Source organism: Bradyrhizobium sp. CSS354, assembly GCF_029051725.1.
GTDB lineage: Bacteria > Pseudomonadota > Alphaproteobacteria > Rhizobiales > Xanthobacteraceae > Bradyrhizobium.
Genome location: NZ_JAACFU010000014.1, coordinates 17,725 through 33,491, shown reverse-complemented (window position 1 = coordinate 33,491; position 15,767 = coordinate 17,725). Strand labels below are relative to the sequence as shown.

The window sequence follows — 15,767 nt, the reverse complement described above, 5'->3', positions numbered from 1 at the left end:
CGTCATGGCTCATATCGAGGTCCAGGTGAGCGGAGTGGCGGGCGAGGCGACTGTTCAGTCCCCTCGCCGACCTTCCTTGCTGGCCTCGACGGAGCGCGCACTCGGCCTCCTCGTCGAAATCCCGGCGGCCATTTTGGTGGTCGCCGAGATCGCGATCCTGTTTGCCGGCGTAGTCGCGCGCTACGGCCTGCACCGGCCGCTGATCTGGTCGGACGAGCTCGCCTCGATCCTGTTCTTGTGGCTTGCCATGCTCGGAGCGGCGGTCGCGTTCCGCCGTTCCGAGCACATGCGCATGACCGCGGTCGTCGCCAGCACCAAGCCGGCCACGCGGGCCTGGCTCGATCTCGTGGCGACCTGCGCGGCGATGGCCTTCCTCGCGCTGATCGTCTGGCCGTCCTGGGACTACGCCTACGAGGAAAGCTTCATCACCACGCCGGCGCTGCAGATATCCAATATGTGGCGCGCCGCGGCGCTGCCGGCCGGCATCTGCCTGATGGCGGTGTTCGCGCTGTTGCGGCTGCTGCGCGCAGCCGATTACCGCATGGTGCTGACGGCCGCGGTGTCCGTGGCTGTCGTCGTAGGCTTGTTCTGGCTGGCGCAGCCTTATCTGCGGCCGCTCGGCAATCTCAACCTCGTCATCTTCTTCGTCGGCGTCGCCGGCTTCTGCGTTTTCGCGGGTGTTCCCATCGCGTTCGGCTTCGGGCTCGCCATCTTCGGCTATCTGGCACTGACCACGCGCACACCGGTCATGGTGCTGGTCGGGCGGATGGACGAGGGCATGAGCCACCTCATTTTGCTCTCGGTGCCGCTGTTCGTATTTTTGGGACTCCTGATTGAAATGACGGGCATGGCACGGGCCATGGTGGCGTTCCTGGCGAGCCTGCTCGGCCATGTCCGCGGCGGACTGCATTACGTCCTTGTCGGCGCGATGTACCTGGTCTCCGGCATTTCCGGCGCCAAGGCGGCCGACATGGCTGCGGTCGCGCCCGTGCTGTTCCCGGAGATGAAGCAGCGCGGCGCCAAGCCCGGCGATCTTGTCGCGCTTCTTGCGGCCACCGGCGCACAGACCGAAACCATTCCGCCGAGCCTCGTGCTGATCACGATCGGATCGGTCACCGGCGTCTCGATCGCCGCGCTGTTCACCGGCGGCCTCCTGCCCGGCGTCGTGCTCGCCATTACGCTGTGCATGCTGGTGTGGTGGCGCTACCGCCACGAGGACATGAGCCATGTCCGCCGCGCCACAGGCGGCGAGATCGGCAAGACCTTCGTCATCGCCCTGCCCGCGCTCGCGCTGCCCTTCGTGATCCGCTACGCCGTGGTCGAAGGCATCGCGACCGCCACCGAAGTCTCCACCATCGGCATCGTCTATGGCGCCCTGGTCGGCCTCCTCGTCTACCGCCGCTTCGACTGGCGGCGGCTGTTTCCGATGCTGGTCGAGACCGCCGCGCTGTCGGGCGCGATCCTGCTGATCATCGGCACGGCCACCGGCATGGCCTGGGGCCTGACGCAATCAGGGTTCTCGCGCTCGCTGGCGTCCGCCATGACCGGATTGCCCGGCGGCGCAGCGACCTTCATCGCCGTCTCGATCCTGGCCTTCACCATCCTCGGCAGCGTGCTGGAGGGCATCCCGGCGATCGTGCTGTTCGGGCCGCTGTTGTTTCCGATTGCGCGTGCGGTCGGCGTGCACGAGGTGCACTATGCCATGGTGATCATTCTCGCCATGGGTATCGGGCTATTCGCCCCGCCCTTCGGCGTCGGCTATTATGCCGCCTGCGCCATCGGCCGCGTCGATCCGGCCGAAGGCATCAGGCCGATCTGGGGCTATCTGCTGGCGCTGCTGGTAGGATTGATCGTCGTCGCCGTCTTTCCGTGGATCTCGATCGGATTCCTGTAAGCCGGCGCGTGAGGGAGGTGTCGATGAGCGAGCGGCAGAACCAGTACAATATCGGTCTCGACAAGACGCCCGCCAACTACGTGCCGCTGAGCCCGTTGAGCTTCCTCGCGCGCAGCGCCGCGGTGTATCCCGATCACGTTAGCACGGTCTACGAGGGGCGCAGCTTCACCTGGCGGGAGACGCATGAGCGCTGCAAGCGCTTTGCTTCGTATCTTGCCGGCAAGGCCATCGGCGTCGGCGACACCGTCGCGGCGATGCTGCCGAACATTCCGGCGATGAACGAGGTGCATTTCGCCGTCCCCATGACGGGTGCCGTGCTCAACGCGCTGAACATCCGGCTCGATGCGCCATCGATCGCATTTCAGCTCGACCATGGCGGCGCAAAGATCATTCTGGTCGATCCGGAATTCTCGGGCGTGATCACCGATGCGCTCGCGCAGATGACCGGACCGAAGCCATTCGTGATCGACGTCGACGACGCCGCCTTTAAGGGCGGCAGGCGCATCGGCGAGATCGAGTACGAGACCGCCGTTGCGCAAGGCGAACCCGATTTCGCCGCCATCCCGCCGAAGGACGAATGGGACGCGATCGCGCTGAGCTACACGTCTGGCACCACGGGAAATCCCAAGGGCGTCGTGACCCATCATCGCGGCGCCTATCTGAATGCCGTCAGCAACATCCTCGCGGGCCAACTCGGCCAGCATCCGGTCTATCTCTGGACGCTACCGATGTTCCACTGCAACGGCTGGTGCTTCCCGTGGACCATTGCGGCGGCTGCCGGCATCAATGTCTGCCTGCGCAAGGTCGAGCCGACGAAGATCTTCGAGCTGATCAAGCAGCACGGCGTCACCCACATGTGCGGCGCACCGATCGTCTACAACACGCTGATCAACGCGCCTGATGCACCGAAGGGCGGCGCCGCCCGCCGCGTCGTCGGCCTGATCGCCGGTGCCGCGCCGCCCGTCACGGTGCTCGAAGGCGCCGAGAGCATCGGCATCAAGCTGACGCACGTCTACGGCCTGACCGAGGTCTACGGCCCCGCCTCCGTATGCGCCGAGCAGCCTGGCTGGGATGATCTGCCCGCAGCCGAGCGCGCCAGCCTGAAGCGGCGGCAGGGCGTGCCCTACCCGCTCGAGGAAGCCGTCACCGTCATCGATCCCCAGACCATGAGGCAAGTGCCGCGCGACGGCGAGACCATCGGCGAGGTCATGTTCCGCGGCAACATCGTGATGAAAGGCTACCTCAAGAACGACAAGGCGACGAAGGAAGCCTTCGAGGGCGGCTGGTTTCACACCGGAGACCTCGGCGTGCTCGACGCGCACGGTTACGTCATCATCAAAGATCGCTCCAAGGACATCATCATCTCCGGCGGCGAGAACATTTCCTCCGTCGAGGTCGAGGACATCCTTTACAAGCACCCCGCCGTGCTGTTCGCCGCCGTGGTCGCAAAGCCCGATCCGAAATGGGGGGAAGTGCCCTGCGCCTTCGTCGAGCTGAAGGACGGCGCAAGCGCGAGCGAAGCCGACATCATCGCCTTCTGCCGCTCACATATGAGCGGCTTCAAGACGCCGAAGGCCGTCGTGTTCGGGCCGATCCCGAAAACGTCGACGGGAAAGATCCAGAAATTCCTGCTGCGCAACGCAGCAGGATCGACGAGGGCGATCTCGGCCTGAGCTTGTCTCGACCTCCGCGGCGTTTGCATGTCGCCGCGAAGTCGTTGCGCAATTTCAACCACGTCGGGTTGGTCAAGCCCCCCGTCCTCACATCTTCTTGTAGGCTTCAACCAGCGCCTGGCCGTCGGCTCCCGCCTTCTTGAGCCAGTCGGCGGTGAGCTGTTCGCCGATCTTCTGGAAGCCGGCCTTCAGGGCCGGGCTCGGCTGCTCGACCGTCATGCCCTTGGCCTTGAGCTGGTCGATGTACCAGGTGCTCTTGTCCTGCCAGGCCTTCCAGCCGCGGGTTTCCGCGGTCGCGGCGGCCTTGAGGATGGCCTCCTGGGTCGGCTTGTCGAGCGCCTCGAACGCAGCCTTGTTGACGAAGGTGTAGTCCTTCGGGATCCAGGCTTGCACGTCATAGAAGTACTTCAGCGACTCCCATGCCTTCGCATCGTAGCCCGTGCCGCCTGATGACATGAAGGAGTTCACGACGCCGGTCGCAAGCGCCTGCGGCAGCTCGGCGGCCTGGATGGTGACGGACTGCGCGCCCACCAGTTCGCCAATGCGCGCGGTCCCGACATTGTAGGCCCGCCATTTCAGGCCCTTCATGTCCTCGATGGTCGCGAGCGGCTTGTTGACATAGACCCCCTGCGGTGCCCACGGCACGACGAACAGCAACTTGAGGCCCTGGGCATCGAGCTTCTTGGCAATCAACGGCTTCGACGCCTGATACAGCTTCATGGCGTCCGGGAAGCTGGTCGCCAGAAATGGCACGACGTCGACCCCGAACACCGGATCCTCGTTCTCGTGGATCGACAGCAAGACTTCGCCCATCTGCGCCTGCCCGGTCATCACCGCGCGCTTGATGTCGGGCGCCTTGAACAGCGAGGCGCCGGGATGAACCGTGATCTGGAGCTTGCCGGATGTCGCGGCTTCGACGTCCTTGGCGAACGCGACGAGGTTCTCGGAGTGCGGATTGTCGGCTGGATACGCTGCCGGCAGATTCCATTTGGTTTGAGCCAATGCGGGCGTCGCGGCCAGCACGGCACCGGCGATCAGGGATGCGCGGAATAAACGAGAGATCATCGGACTTCTCCTCACAGTCAATTTCAAAACGGTACGCTCAGTCTGGGAAAGCGAGCTTGGGCAAGAACATCACGATCTGCGGATATTCCGTGATGATGAACACGGCCGCGAGCAGCAGGATGAAGAAAGGGAATGCTGCCCGGGCGACGGTCAAGGTATCGCGCCCGCTCATATTCTGGAGCACGAAAAGGTTGAAACCGACCGGTGGCGTGATCTGCGCCATCTCGACGTGAATGATGAGATAGACGCCGAACCAGACCAGGTCGAGGCCGGCCTGCTTGACCATCGGCAGCACGATCACGGCGGTCAGGACGATCATCGAGATGCCGTCGATCAGGCATCCCAGGATGATGTACATGATGCTCAGATACAGCGCGAGCATGCCCGGCGTGAGGTGCTGGCCCTGGACCCAGGTGGCGAGCGCTGCCGGAATTCCCGTATAGGCCATCGCTGCGGTCGTGTAGGCCGCGCCTGCCAGGATCAGCATGATCATGCAGGTCAGGCGCGTCGCGCTCATGATGCTTTCGAGGAAGTTCTTGCGTGTGAGCGTGCGGCTCCACCACGCCAGCAGCAGCGCGCCGGAAACGCCCCAGGCGGCACACTCGGTCGCGGTCGCAAATCCCAACACGAGCGACAGGAAGACGGCCAGGATCAGAAGCAGGCATGGGGCGAGCTTGGCGGATTCCTGCAGCTTCCGGCGAAACGACATCGGCGGGTCGCGCGGCGGGACCTTTTTTGGATTGAGCAGCGACCAGATGATGATGTAGCCGGAATAGAGCACCATCACGAGCACGCCCGGCAGGAAGCCGCCGAGGAAGACCTGAAGCACGGAGACATTCGCCGTGACCGCATAGACCACCATCGGAATCGACGGCGGGATCAGCAGGCCGAGCGTTCCGGAGCCAGCGAGCGACCCGAGACTTAAGCCCTTGTCGTAGCCGCGCTTGTCGAGCTCGGGCAGCGCGATCTTGCCGATGGTCGCGCAGGTCGCGGCCGACGAGCCCGACACCGCCGCGAAGATGCCGCAGCCGATCACGTTCACATGAGTGAGGCGCCCGGGCAGCCACTGAACCCAGGGCGACAGGCCTCGAAACATTTCCTCGGATAATTTGGTGCGGAAGAGGATCTCGCCCATCCAGATGAACAACGGTAGCGCGGCCAGTGTCCATGACGAGCTTGCGCTCCATGTCGTGGTCGCAAGCACCGAGCCGAGCGGCAGGCTCGTGGTCAGCGCCATCGCTACGAAGCCGACGAGCCCGAGCGAAACCGCGATCCAGATGCCGCTTCCCAGCAGCACGATCATGACGCCGAGCAGAATAAACGACAGTTCGATCATGCCGAGATTGGCCATCGTCAACCTCCGCCGCCCTGTGAGATCCGCTCGATGAATTCGTCCGGGGTCTCGTCCGGCGAGCCCTTCTCGTAGCTCGGCCGGTTGCCGCCGATGACACTGATCATTTCATCAATGAGCGCGATCGAGAGGATCACGAGTCCGCCGGAAAACCCGAGCTGTGGAATCCAGAGCGGAAGCGGGACGACGCCCTGCGCCACGTCGTTGAAGCGCCAGGAATCGTAGGTCATCTGCACGGCATGCCGGGTGAAATAGAGGATGAAAGCGGCGGCAATACCGAGGGCCACGACCTCCGCAACCTGTTTGGAGCGCCCATGAAGACGCTCCAGCAGCAGGCCGACGCGGATCATCTCTCCGCGCTTGAAGGTGTGAGCGAGACCAAGGAATGCCATCGCGGCCATGCACCAGGAGGCGAAATCATCGCCGGCGGGAATGTTGACCGCAAACTGGCGCCCGATCGACATGATCATCATGATTGCAAAGATCGCAACCATGAAGGCCCCGGCGGCGTAGCCCGCACCGAGATAAAGGAGATCCAGCGCGCGTCGCACTGGTCCCCGGCTCGTGACATCGTCCCCTGCCAACGCGATCCCCATCCTCACACGAGGCGATTCAGACGGTCCCGGCGATCGCACGTCGCGCGCCGGTTCTGCATGAATATCGCCCCTGCCCAGCGCCTGTCTTTCAGACGTTAGATCAACATGATGGGGCTAGCGCAAGCAAGGAGTATGCCGGCTCTCGCCGGAATTACCACCGCAGGTTCAGCGCGTCTCCAGCCGCAGCCCGTCATACGCGGGCACCACTCCCGCCGGCAGCGATTGCCGGATCACCTCATAATCGACGTCGGCCGTCATGTTGGTGATGACGGCGCGCTTCGGCTTGAAACGCTCGATCCAGGACAACGCGTCGTTGATGCTGAAATGGCTGACGTGGCTGGTGTAGCGGAGGCCGTCGACGATCCAGAGATCCAGATTTTCCAGGGCGCCCCAGCTCTCGCGCGGGATGTCGTTGAGGTCGGGTGTATAGGCGGCATCGCCGATGCGATAGCCCAGCGCGGGAATGTTGCCGTGCTGCACCAGGAAGGCCGTCATCGTCACCGCGCCGCCCTTCCCCTGGATGGTCTGGCTTTCCCCGGCCTCGATCGACTGCGCCGTCAGGATCGGCGGATAGTCGCTGCCCGCCGGCGAGACGAAGCAATAGGAGAACCGCGACATGATGTCGTTCGCAGTCGTCTGATTGAGATAGGTCGGAATCCGCCGGCGCATGTGCATGACGACCGAACGCAGATCGTCCATGCCGTGGGTCTGATCGGCGTGCTCGTGGGTCAGGAACACTGCATCGATATGGTCGACGTTGGTCGAGAGCAATTGTTCGCGCAGGTCCGGCGAGGTGTCGATCACGATACGCGTGGTGCCCTCGCCCGAGGTCTGCTCGACCAGCAGCGAACAGCGGCGACGGCGGTTCTTGGGATTGTTGGGATCGCAGGCACCCCAGCCGAGTGCCGGGCGCGGCACGCCGGCGGAGGAGCCGCAGCCCAGGATCGTCAGCGTCAGCGTCATGCGGCTCCCAGTTCTAAGCTTTCACCCTGGAGAACAGGCGAAAGAAGTTTTCGCTTGTCTGGCGCGAGATCTCGTCAAACGACACGCCACGTGTTTCGGCAAGCACTTTTGCGACCTCGACCACATAGGCCGGTTCGTTGCGCTTGCCCCGGAACTTGCCCGGCGCAAGGTAGGGCGAGTCCGTTTCAACCAGAATACGGTCGGACGGGAGTTCGGCCGCAAGCGCGCGCAAGGTCTCGGACTTCTTGAAGGTCAGGATGCCCGTGAAACCGATATAGAGCCCGAGCGACACCGCCTTCAGCGCCAGCTCGCGTCCGCCAGTGTAACAATGCAACACGGCGCGAAACGATCCCTTCGCAGCTTCCTCTTCAAGGATGCGGCCGCAATCCTCGTCCGCCTCGCGGGTGTGGATCACCAGCGGCAGGCCGGTGACGCGGGCGGCGGCGATATGAGCACGAAAGCCCCTCGCCTGCGCCTCCGGCGAGCCGTTGTCGTAGAAATAGTCGAGCCCGGCTTCGCCGAGCGCGACGACCTTGGGATGCTCCGTCAGCGCGATCAGTTCGTCCGGCGCGATGCCGTCTTCCTCATCGGCGTTATGCGGATGGGTGCCGACCGAGCAATAGACGTCATCGTAGCGCTCGGCGATGGCCAAGAGCTGGTTCAGCTTTTTCACCCGCGTCGAGATCGTGACCATGCGGCCGATGCCGGCCGCTCGCGCCCGCGACACGATCCCGTCGAGATCCTCCGCAAAGTCCGGAAAATCCAAATGGCAGTGGCTGTCGACCAGCATCGTGTGAACGCTTTTAGGCTGCCGGCTCGATGTAGCGCGGGAAGGCCGGCGTCGGCGCGGGCAGCGTCGTACCGGGCGCGATGCGCGTTGCCCCACCGAGCGCGGCGAAGTTGCGCTCCGCTTCGGGGATACCGAGGCTGTCCAGCAGCAAGCCCGAGGCCGTCGGCATCGCCGGCTGGGCCAGGATCGCGATCTGGCGCACGACTTCGGCTGTGACGTAGAGCACCGTCCTCTGCCTGACAGGATCGGTCTTGGCGAGCGCCCACGGCGCTTCGCCTGCGAAATAGCGGTTGGCTTCCGCCACCAGGGCCCACACGGCATTGAGCCAGTGATGGATTTGCTGCGTCGCCATCGCTTCGCGGGACGCCGCGAGCATGCCGTCTGCTTGTGACAGGATCGCCTTGTCGTTGTCGCTGAATTCGCCGGGCTCCGGGAGCACGCCGCCGAGCTGCTTGGCGATCATCGACAGCGAGCGCTGCGCGAGATTGCCGAGATCGTTGGCGAGATCGGCATTGATGCGCGCGACGATGGCCTCGTGATTGTAGTTGCCGTCCTGGCCGAACGGCACCTCACGCAGAAAGAAATAGCGCATCTGGTCGACGCCGTACTGGTCGGCGAGGTTGAAGGGATCGACCACGTTGCCGACCGACTTCGACATCTTCTCGCCCCTGCTGAACAGGAAGCCATGCGCATAGACCCGCTTCGGTAGTGGGATCCCGGCCGACAGCAGGAAAGCCGGCCAGTACACCGCATGGAAGCGGATGATGTCCTTGCCGATGATGTGCACGTCGGCAGGCCAATAACGCCAGTTCTTGTCGCCCTCGTCGGGGAAGCCGACGCCGGTGATGTAGTTGGTGAGCGCATCGACCCAGACATACATCACGTGCTCTTCGTCGCCGGGCACCTTGACGCCCCAGTCGAACGTCGTGCGCGAGATCGAGAGATCGCGCAGGCCGCCTCGTACGAAGCTCACGACCTCGTTCTTGCGCGAGTCGGGGCCGATGAAATTGGGCTGCGTCTCGTAGAGCTTGAGCAGCCTGTCCTGATAGGTCGACAGACGGAAGAAGTAGCTCTTCTCCTCGACCCATTCGACCGGCGTGCCCTGCGGCCCGAGCCGCACGCCGTCGTCGTTCAGGCGCGTCTCGTCCTCGGCGTAATAGGCTTCGTCGCGCACGGAATACCAGCCGGCATAGATGTCGGCATAGATGTCCCCGTTCGCTTCCATGCGCCGCCAGATTTCCTGGCTGGAGCGATGATGCTGCTCCTCGGTGGTGCGGATGAAGCGGTCGAACGAGACGTTCAGGCGCTCGTCCATCTGCTTAAAACGGCCGGCATTGCGGGCCGCGAGCTCCGAGACGGACATTTTTTCGCTGGCCGCGGTCTGGACCATCTTCTGGCCGTGCTCATCGGTGCCGGTCAGGAAGAACACGTCCTTGCCGTCGAGTCGCGCGAACCGCGCCAACGTATCGGTCGCGATTGCCTCATAGGCGTGGCCGATATGCGGGCTGCCATTGGGATAGGCGATCGCTGTCGTGATGTAGAAGACGTTGTCGCGTGCGGGGGCGACCGCGGGCGTGGTGGTCTGCGGCGCTGCGATGGACTTCGGTGCGCGCGGGGCTTTGGGCTTGGCAATTTTCGACGGCGTGGCGACAGGAGCCGGTGCTGCGGTCACGTGCGGTGCAGCCACCCTTGCGTTCTTGACCGCTTTCTTCGCCGGAGCCTTGTTTTTCGCCGAAGTCTTGGCTGGCTTTTTGGTCGCTGTCCTCACCGCCTTCTTTGCAACGACCTGCTTCTTCGCAGCCTTCTTGCCGGCCTTCTTTGCCGTCGTCGCAGCGCTCTTCTTCACGGCTTTCTTCACCGCTTTCTTGGCGGTCGTCTTTTTGGTCTTTGCGGTTTTCTCGACCTTCTTGGCAACCTTGCGCGCCCGCGCTTTCACGGCCTTCGCAGCCTTCTTCTTGCCGCTCTTGCCTTTGTTGATTTTCTTAGCTCGCGTTGCCACGACGAATTCCTTTACCGGCTTCTCGAAATTTGGAAGCGAACCTGCGTTAGTTTATTGTCTTGAACATGATCCCATCGGAAAACCGCTGCACACTTTTCCGGATCATGCTCTAGCGCGTTGCGTCCGCCAGCCAGCCGAACACCGAGAAAACCAAGGGCTTTCGCTCCAGATTGTAGGTTTCGGTGTCGCGCGCGGCGCGGACGATCTTTTCCCATACCTCAGCTAGGCGCGCAAGGCGCGGCAGATTCTGGTTGGCATTGGCCTCGTCGGCGTGCAGGCGTTCCGCGATCCAGCGATCGATGCCGTCGATGAAGGCGACAAGCGCAACGCGGTCGCTGGTGCCGAGCGATTCGCCGAGCGTGTGCAATTCGCGCGGATCGACCTGCGGCAGTCGCGCCAGCAGCGCGGCCGTGCGTTGCTGGAGCTTCAGGGCGTCACCGCCGAGCAGCGTCAGCGCCCGCGCGACGCTGCCTTCGGACGCCTCTGCCGCCTCGCGCAACGCCGGATCATTCGGGTCGAGATCGGCAGCGGTTGCGGCTGCACCAATCACATCGTCGGTTGCGAGTGCACGCAGGCGTAGCTTGCGGCAGCGCGACTGAATCGTGGCGAGGACGCGAGCCGGCGCGTGGCTCACCAGCAGGAACAGCGATCGCTGCGGCGGTTCCTCGAGAATTTTCAGTAGCGCGTTGGCGGCATTCGGATTGAGCTCGTCGACGGTGTCGACGATGCAGACGCGCCAACCTTCGGCCGCTGCTGTCGAGCCGAAGAAGCCAATCGTCTCGCGCGTCTCGTCCACTGTGATCACGGTGCGCATCACGCCGCGGTCGTTGGCGGTGCGCTCCAGCGTCAGCAAGCCACCATGCGAACTCGCTGCAACCTGCCGCGCCACGGCGTTATCAGGATCGATGGCGAGGTCTTCGGCGCGCTGCACGGAAGGCGCCAGCGGCTGGCTGTGAGCGAGCACGAAGCGCGCCATCCGATAGGCCAGCGTCGCCTTGCCGATGCCTTGCGGCCCGCCGATCAGCCAGGCATGCGGGATGCGCCCACTGCGATAGGCGGCGAGCAGCGCGGTCTCGGCCTCGCGATGGCCGAACAGAACGCTCGTGTCGCGCGGATGAGACATGGCAGCTTCGCGCTCGGTCTGACGCGGGCTCATATGGACACCACCGATGCAGGCGTCGGAAGCAGGCGATCACGCAGCGCGGTCCAGATGCGTCCGGCAACCGTCTCGGGATCGGAATTGGCGTCGATCAGCACGCAGCGCGCGGGCTCGTCCGCCGCGATCTTGCGATAGGCCTCGCGCAGGCCCTGATGGAAACCGAGCTTCTCGGCCTCGAACCTGTCTGGCGTGCCGCTGCCGCGGCGCGCGGCCGCGCGCTGCAAGCCGATCTCGACCGGCAGGTCCAGAATGATGGTGAGGTCCGGCTTGAGATCGCCGATCGTGACCCGCTGCATCGCGTTGATCAGCGCCGCCGGCACCTGGCCGAGGCTGCCCTGATAGGCCCGCGTCGAGTCGGCGAAGCGGTCGCACAGCACCCAAGTGCCCTGGTTGAGCGCGGGCTGGATCACCGTGCGAACATGGTCGTCGCGGGCGGCCGCGAACAGCAGCGTCTCGGCCTCGGGTCCGAGCAGCTTGCCCATGCCTGACAGCACCAGATGCCGCATGATCTCGGCGCCCGGCGAGCCGCCCGGCTCGCGCGTGACGAGGATGCGCATCCTGGCTGCCTTGAGACGATCGGCAAGCTTCTTGATCTGGGTCGACTTGCCCGTCCCCTCGCCGCCTTCAAAGGTGACGAAACGCCCGCGTCCGGACGGCCACTTTACCGCGCTTTCACTCATGATCAGAGCTTCTCGGCGCCCGCGCGGAACATGCCGATCACGAGCTCGCTGGCGCCGTCGATCGCGCGACGCACGGTCGAGCCGGTGCCGATCGCGTCAGCGGCGTAGACCGGCGTCTCCACCGCGATGTTGCCGCTGCGCCAGACCCTGACCAGCCCGACCTTCTGGCCGGCCTCGATCGGCGCGCGCACCGGACCGCTATAGACGACGCGCGCGATCAGCTTGTCGCTTCCGTTCTTGTGCACCATCACTTTCACGGGCGTCTTCGCCACCAGTTTCACCGAGCGGCTCTCGCCGCCGAACACCTTGGCGTAGCCGACGGGCTGATCGGCCGCGATCAGCGTGCGGGTCTCGAAATTGCGAAAACCCCATTCCAGCATCTTCTTGGCTTCGGTGGCGCGATCGTCGGGGTCATCCAGCCCGTTGATGACGACGATCAGCCGCGTGCCATTCTGCACAGCCGAGCCGACCATGCCGTAGCCGCCTTCCTTGGTGTAGCCAGTCTTCAGACCGTCGGCGCCTTCCATGGAATTGAGCAACGGATTGCGGTTGGGCTGGCGGATCTTGTTCCAGGTGTATTCCTTCTCGCCGAACAGTTTGTAGAATTCGGGGAAGTCGAGAATGATGTGCCGGGCAAGGATGCCGAGCTCGCGCACCGTCATCTTGTTGGCGGGGTCGGGCAAGCCGTTGGAATTGCCGAAGGTCGACTTCGTCAAGCCAAGTTCACGGGCGCGCTTGGTCATGAAGTCGGCGGCGAAAATCCGTTCGTTGCCCGCCATGGCTTCGGCCAGCGCAATGCAGGCGTCGTTGCCGCTCTGGATGATCGCCCCGTGCAGGAGGTCGTCGACCGTGACCTTGCTGTTGATCGCGGCGAACATGGTCGAGCCGCCGGAGGGCGCGCCGCCCCTGCGCCAGGCATTCTCGCTGATCCGGTATTCGTCGGTCAGCTTGATGTCGCCCTTCTTGATGGCGTTGAAGACGACCTCGGCGGTCATCAGCTTCATCATGCTGGAGGGCGCGCGCAGCTCGTCGGCGTTCTTCTCGAACAGCACGCTGCCGCTGGAGGCCTCGATCAGGATCGCGGTCGGGGCGTCGCCGTCGAAGCCGGAATCGTCTGTTTTCTTGGCGCCCTGAACGCTCTGGTTGGCGGCGTAGAGTGCCCCGCTCCAACCAATGGCGGCCACCAGGGCCGTCGCGATCAACCCACGCGCCAGCGCTCCGGGGGTCAACCGGGTGCGCCCAAACGAGGAAAAATGAAATTCCATGGCCAAGCCCTGAGAGCGGCGTTCTAACAGTTGGGACCGGTGCGAACAACACGGGGTGGCCGCTTGTCCCGAGATTGCACGATTCTCGTCCGGCCCCTATCGTGGCACCTCAGATTTTCTGACCAAACCCCTGAAACAAGGCGGAAAAGCGATGTCCTCCACCCGCGTGATCAAGGCCAACGGCGTCGACCTGTTCATCCGCGAAGCCGGTCAGGGGCCGCTGGTGGTGCTGTGCCACGGCTGGCCGGAACTCTCCTACTCCTGGCGCCACCAGATCCCGGCGCTGGCGCAGGCCGGGTTTCGCGTCGTCGCCCCCGACATGCGCGGCTATGGCCAGAGCTCAGCGCCGCCCGAGGCGACGGCCTATTCGATCTTCGACACGGTCGGCGATATCGTCGGCCTCGTGCAGGCGCTTGGCGAGACCAAGGCCATGGTGGTCGGCCACGACTGGGGTGCGCCGGTGGCCTGGCACGCGGCGCTATTCCGGCCTGACATCTTCACGGCGGTCGCCGGCCTGAGCGTGCCGCCGCCTTTCCGCGGCCGCGGCAAGCCGCTCGACCTTCTGCGCCAGGGCGGCATCACAAATTTCTATTGGCAGTATTTCCAGGCACCCGGCGTTGCCGAATCCGAGTTCGAGCATGACGTCCCTCGCACTATGCGCATCGTGCTTGGCGGGCGCGGCCTTGCCGATCCCTCCGCAGCCATGTTCGTGCTGGAGGGCAAGGGATTCCTCGGCCACGGCAATCCGGAGGAGCCTCTGCCGGCCTGGCTCAGCGAGACTGACCTTGCCTATTTCACCGAAACCTTCCGCAAATCCGGTTTTCGGGGCGGCCTGAACTGGTATCGCAACCTCGACCGCAACTGGGAGCTGACGGCGCCCTGGCAAGATGCGCAAATCCACCAGCCCTCGCTCTTCATTGCCGGTTCAAAAGACGCCGTCATCACCGGCCTGATCGGAGCCAAGCGCGTCAACGAGCTCGAGCGCGTGCTGCCCAATCTGAAGCGAAAGCTGATCATCGAGGGCGCCGGCCATTGGGTCCAGCAGGAGCGGCCCGACGAGGTGAATGCGGCGCTGGTGAGTTTCTTGAAGGAAAGCGCGGCTCAGTAGAGGCCGCGGCCGCTCAGGATGCCGCGGGCCTCGGCAGCGCCGTCTGAGGCGTAGGCGCCGGACGGTGCGCTCTCGGTCGCATAGCGGCCGTCCCCGTCGTAGGACACGGCGCGCGCGTTCTGGAGCGCCCGGCCCCGGTTGCGGCTCGAGGCCGACATTTCCGAGGTCGCACTGAGCGAAGCCATGTCGGCGGAGGTGTTGCCGAGATTGTAGGGCCGTCCCTCCGGCGTCGGAACTTCGCCGCGCATGGCGCCGCGGTTCGATGATGGCAGCTCCGGCACGAAGGGCCTCGCCGAGGCGACCCGGACCATCGAGGGTGACGGCGCCGGGGTCCCGGTGCGCAAGGTGGCCATCAGCTGGCGGTCGTCGGAGCCTTCCAGCGGCGCGCGGCCGACATATTCGACACGGACCTTGGCGATGCCATTGCCTTTGAATTCAAGCAGTTCGGCGGCCTTGTTCGAGACGTCGATGAGCCGGTTGCCGTGATAGGGCCCGCGGTCATTGACGCGGACGATCAGCGACTTGCCGTTCGAGACGTTGGTGACCCGCGCATAGGACGGCATCGGCAGGGTCGGATGCGCCGCGGTCAGCGAGCCCATGTCGAACACTTCGCCATTGGCGGTCAGGCGGCCGTGGAAATCGTCGCCGTACCAGGACGCCATGCCCTCGGCACGGTAATTGACGTCCTCTTCGGGCACATAGGTCCGGCCACCCACCACATAGGGCTTGCCGACGCGGTAGGCGCCGCCGCCCTTCGGGACAGGATCACCCAAAGCCACGACCCGGGGGCTCGAGGACACGCCGTATTTCGGATCGACCCGGCTGGCGAATTTGTTGGAGGACGCACAATTGGCGAGCGCAAGGCAGGTCGCGACCGCCGCAACACCGCGCGCGGCCCGCAAAACCGAATCTGACCGTCGGATCCCCATTCGCCCCAAATACCACTTTGCCGGAGGCGCACCTAACCCGCTTTGGCTACGGGGCAGCGCTGTCCGGTCCTTTGCTCCGAGGCGGCCCACCACCGCGTCAGAAGTGGTAACGATAACGCAACCCGAACACGGCGGAAATGGGGAGCCCACAGCGATCACGCCGGGATGGTAAACGGGGCGTTTGCGTTCGCCCCGTTGAACTACGGAGCGCGGGCACCCTGCTCTGTGCCATGGCCGGACATTCTGTTGCGCCAAATCCTCACTCCACCCCCATTGTCGCGCCGCTCACTGGAAT

General features: G+C 64.4%; 13 protein-coding genes. 3 read left to right on the top strand and 10 right to left on the bottom strand.

The window, feature by feature from the left end:
* Positions 1-4: 4 nt before the first annotated feature.
* Together GWG67_RS27920 and GWG67_RS27915 are read left to right on the top strand one after the other, a co-directional pair.
* Positions 5-1,894, top strand: coding sequence for a TRAP transporter large permease subunit (locus GWG67_RS27920; RefSeq protein WP_275172558.1), 1,890 nt, complete (start codon positions 5-7; stop codon positions 1,892-1,894).
* 23 nt (positions 1,895-1,917) lie between these two features.
* The gene (locus GWG67_RS27915; RefSeq protein ID WP_275172557.1) at positions 1,918-3,567 is read left to right on the top strand and encodes an acyl-CoA synthetase; all 1,650 of its coding nucleotides are present in this window, start codon (positions 1,918-1,920) and stop codon (positions 3,565-3,567) included.
* Positions 3,568-3,654: 87 nt separating this feature from the next.
* On the opposite strand, the gene GWG67_RS27910 is transcribed toward GWG67_RS27915, so the two are convergent.
* From GWG67_RS27910 to GWG67_RS27870, 9 genes are all read right to left on the bottom strand, one after another.
* A complete protein-coding gene (locus GWG67_RS27910; RefSeq protein WP_275172556.1) occupies positions 3,655-4,632 on the bottom strand; it encodes a TRAP transporter substrate-binding protein in 978 nt (325 codons plus the stop codon).
* A 37-nt stretch (positions 4,633-4,669) separates the two neighbouring features.
* Entirely contained in the window at positions 4,670-5,983 is a 1,314-nt protein-coding gene (locus GWG67_RS27905) for a TRAP transporter large permease (protein WP_275172555.1), read from the bottom strand.
* Positions 5,984-5,985: 2 nt separating this feature from the next.
* Positions 5,986-6,579 (bottom strand): TRAP transporter small permease, encoded by a 594-nt coding sequence (locus GWG67_RS27900; protein WP_275172554.1) that lies wholly within the window; start codon positions 6,577-6,579, stop codon positions 5,986-5,988.
* Positions 6,580-6,744: 165 nt separating this feature from the next.
* On the bottom strand, positions 6,745-7,542 hold the full coding sequence (locus GWG67_RS27895; RefSeq protein ID WP_275172553.1) for an MBL fold metallo-hydrolase: 798 nt from the start codon (positions 7,540-7,542) through the stop codon (positions 6,745-6,747).
* A gap of 13 nt (positions 7,543-7,555) precedes the next feature.
* The gene (locus GWG67_RS27890; RefSeq protein WP_275172552.1) at positions 7,556-8,332 is read right to left on the bottom strand and encodes a TatD family hydrolase; all 777 of its coding nucleotides are present in this window, start codon (positions 8,330-8,332) and stop codon (positions 7,556-7,558) included.
* Between the two features lie 13 nt (positions 8,333-8,345).
* Entirely contained in the window at positions 8,346-10,331 is a 1,986-nt protein-coding gene (metG, locus tag GWG67_RS27885) for a methionine--tRNA ligase (protein ID WP_275172551.1), read from the bottom strand.
* Between the two features lie 109 nt (positions 10,332-10,440).
* Positions 10,441-11,487, bottom strand: coding sequence for a DNA polymerase III subunit delta' (locus GWG67_RS27880; RefSeq protein ID WP_275172550.1), 1,047 nt, complete (start codon positions 11,485-11,487; stop codon positions 10,441-10,443).
* Positions 11,484-12,170: a dTMP kinase gene (gene tmk, locus GWG67_RS27875; protein ID WP_275172549.1), complete on the bottom strand. Its 687-nt coding sequence runs from the start codon at positions 12,168-12,170 to the stop codon at positions 11,484-11,486. Before tmk ends, GWG67_RS27880 begins: the two co-directional genes overlap by 4 nt.
* A gap of 2 nt (positions 12,171-12,172) precedes the next feature.
* Positions 12,173-13,435 carry a D-alanyl-D-alanine carboxypeptidase family protein gene (locus tag GWG67_RS27870; RefSeq protein WP_275172548.1) on the bottom strand — a complete coding sequence of 421 codons (1,263 nt, stop codon included), beginning with the start codon at positions 13,433-13,435 and terminating at the stop codon, positions 12,173-12,175.
* Between the two features lie 151 nt (positions 13,436-13,586).
* Between GWG67_RS27870 and GWG67_RS27865 the strand changes: the two genes are divergently transcribed.
* Positions 13,587-14,543, top strand: coding sequence for an alpha/beta fold hydrolase (locus GWG67_RS27865; RefSeq protein ID WP_275172547.1), 957 nt, complete (start codon positions 13,587-13,589; stop codon positions 14,541-14,543).
* Here GWG67_RS27865 and GWG67_RS27860 read toward each other — a convergent pair.
* Complete coding sequence (locus tag GWG67_RS27860; RefSeq protein WP_275172546.1) at positions 14,537-15,472, bottom strand: septal ring lytic transglycosylase RlpA family protein; 936 nt, start codon at positions 15,470-15,472, stop codon at positions 14,537-14,539. The two genes, GWG67_RS27865 and GWG67_RS27860, sit on opposite strands and share 7 nt — an antisense overlap.
* Between the last annotated feature and the right edge of the window lie 295 nt (positions 15,473-15,767).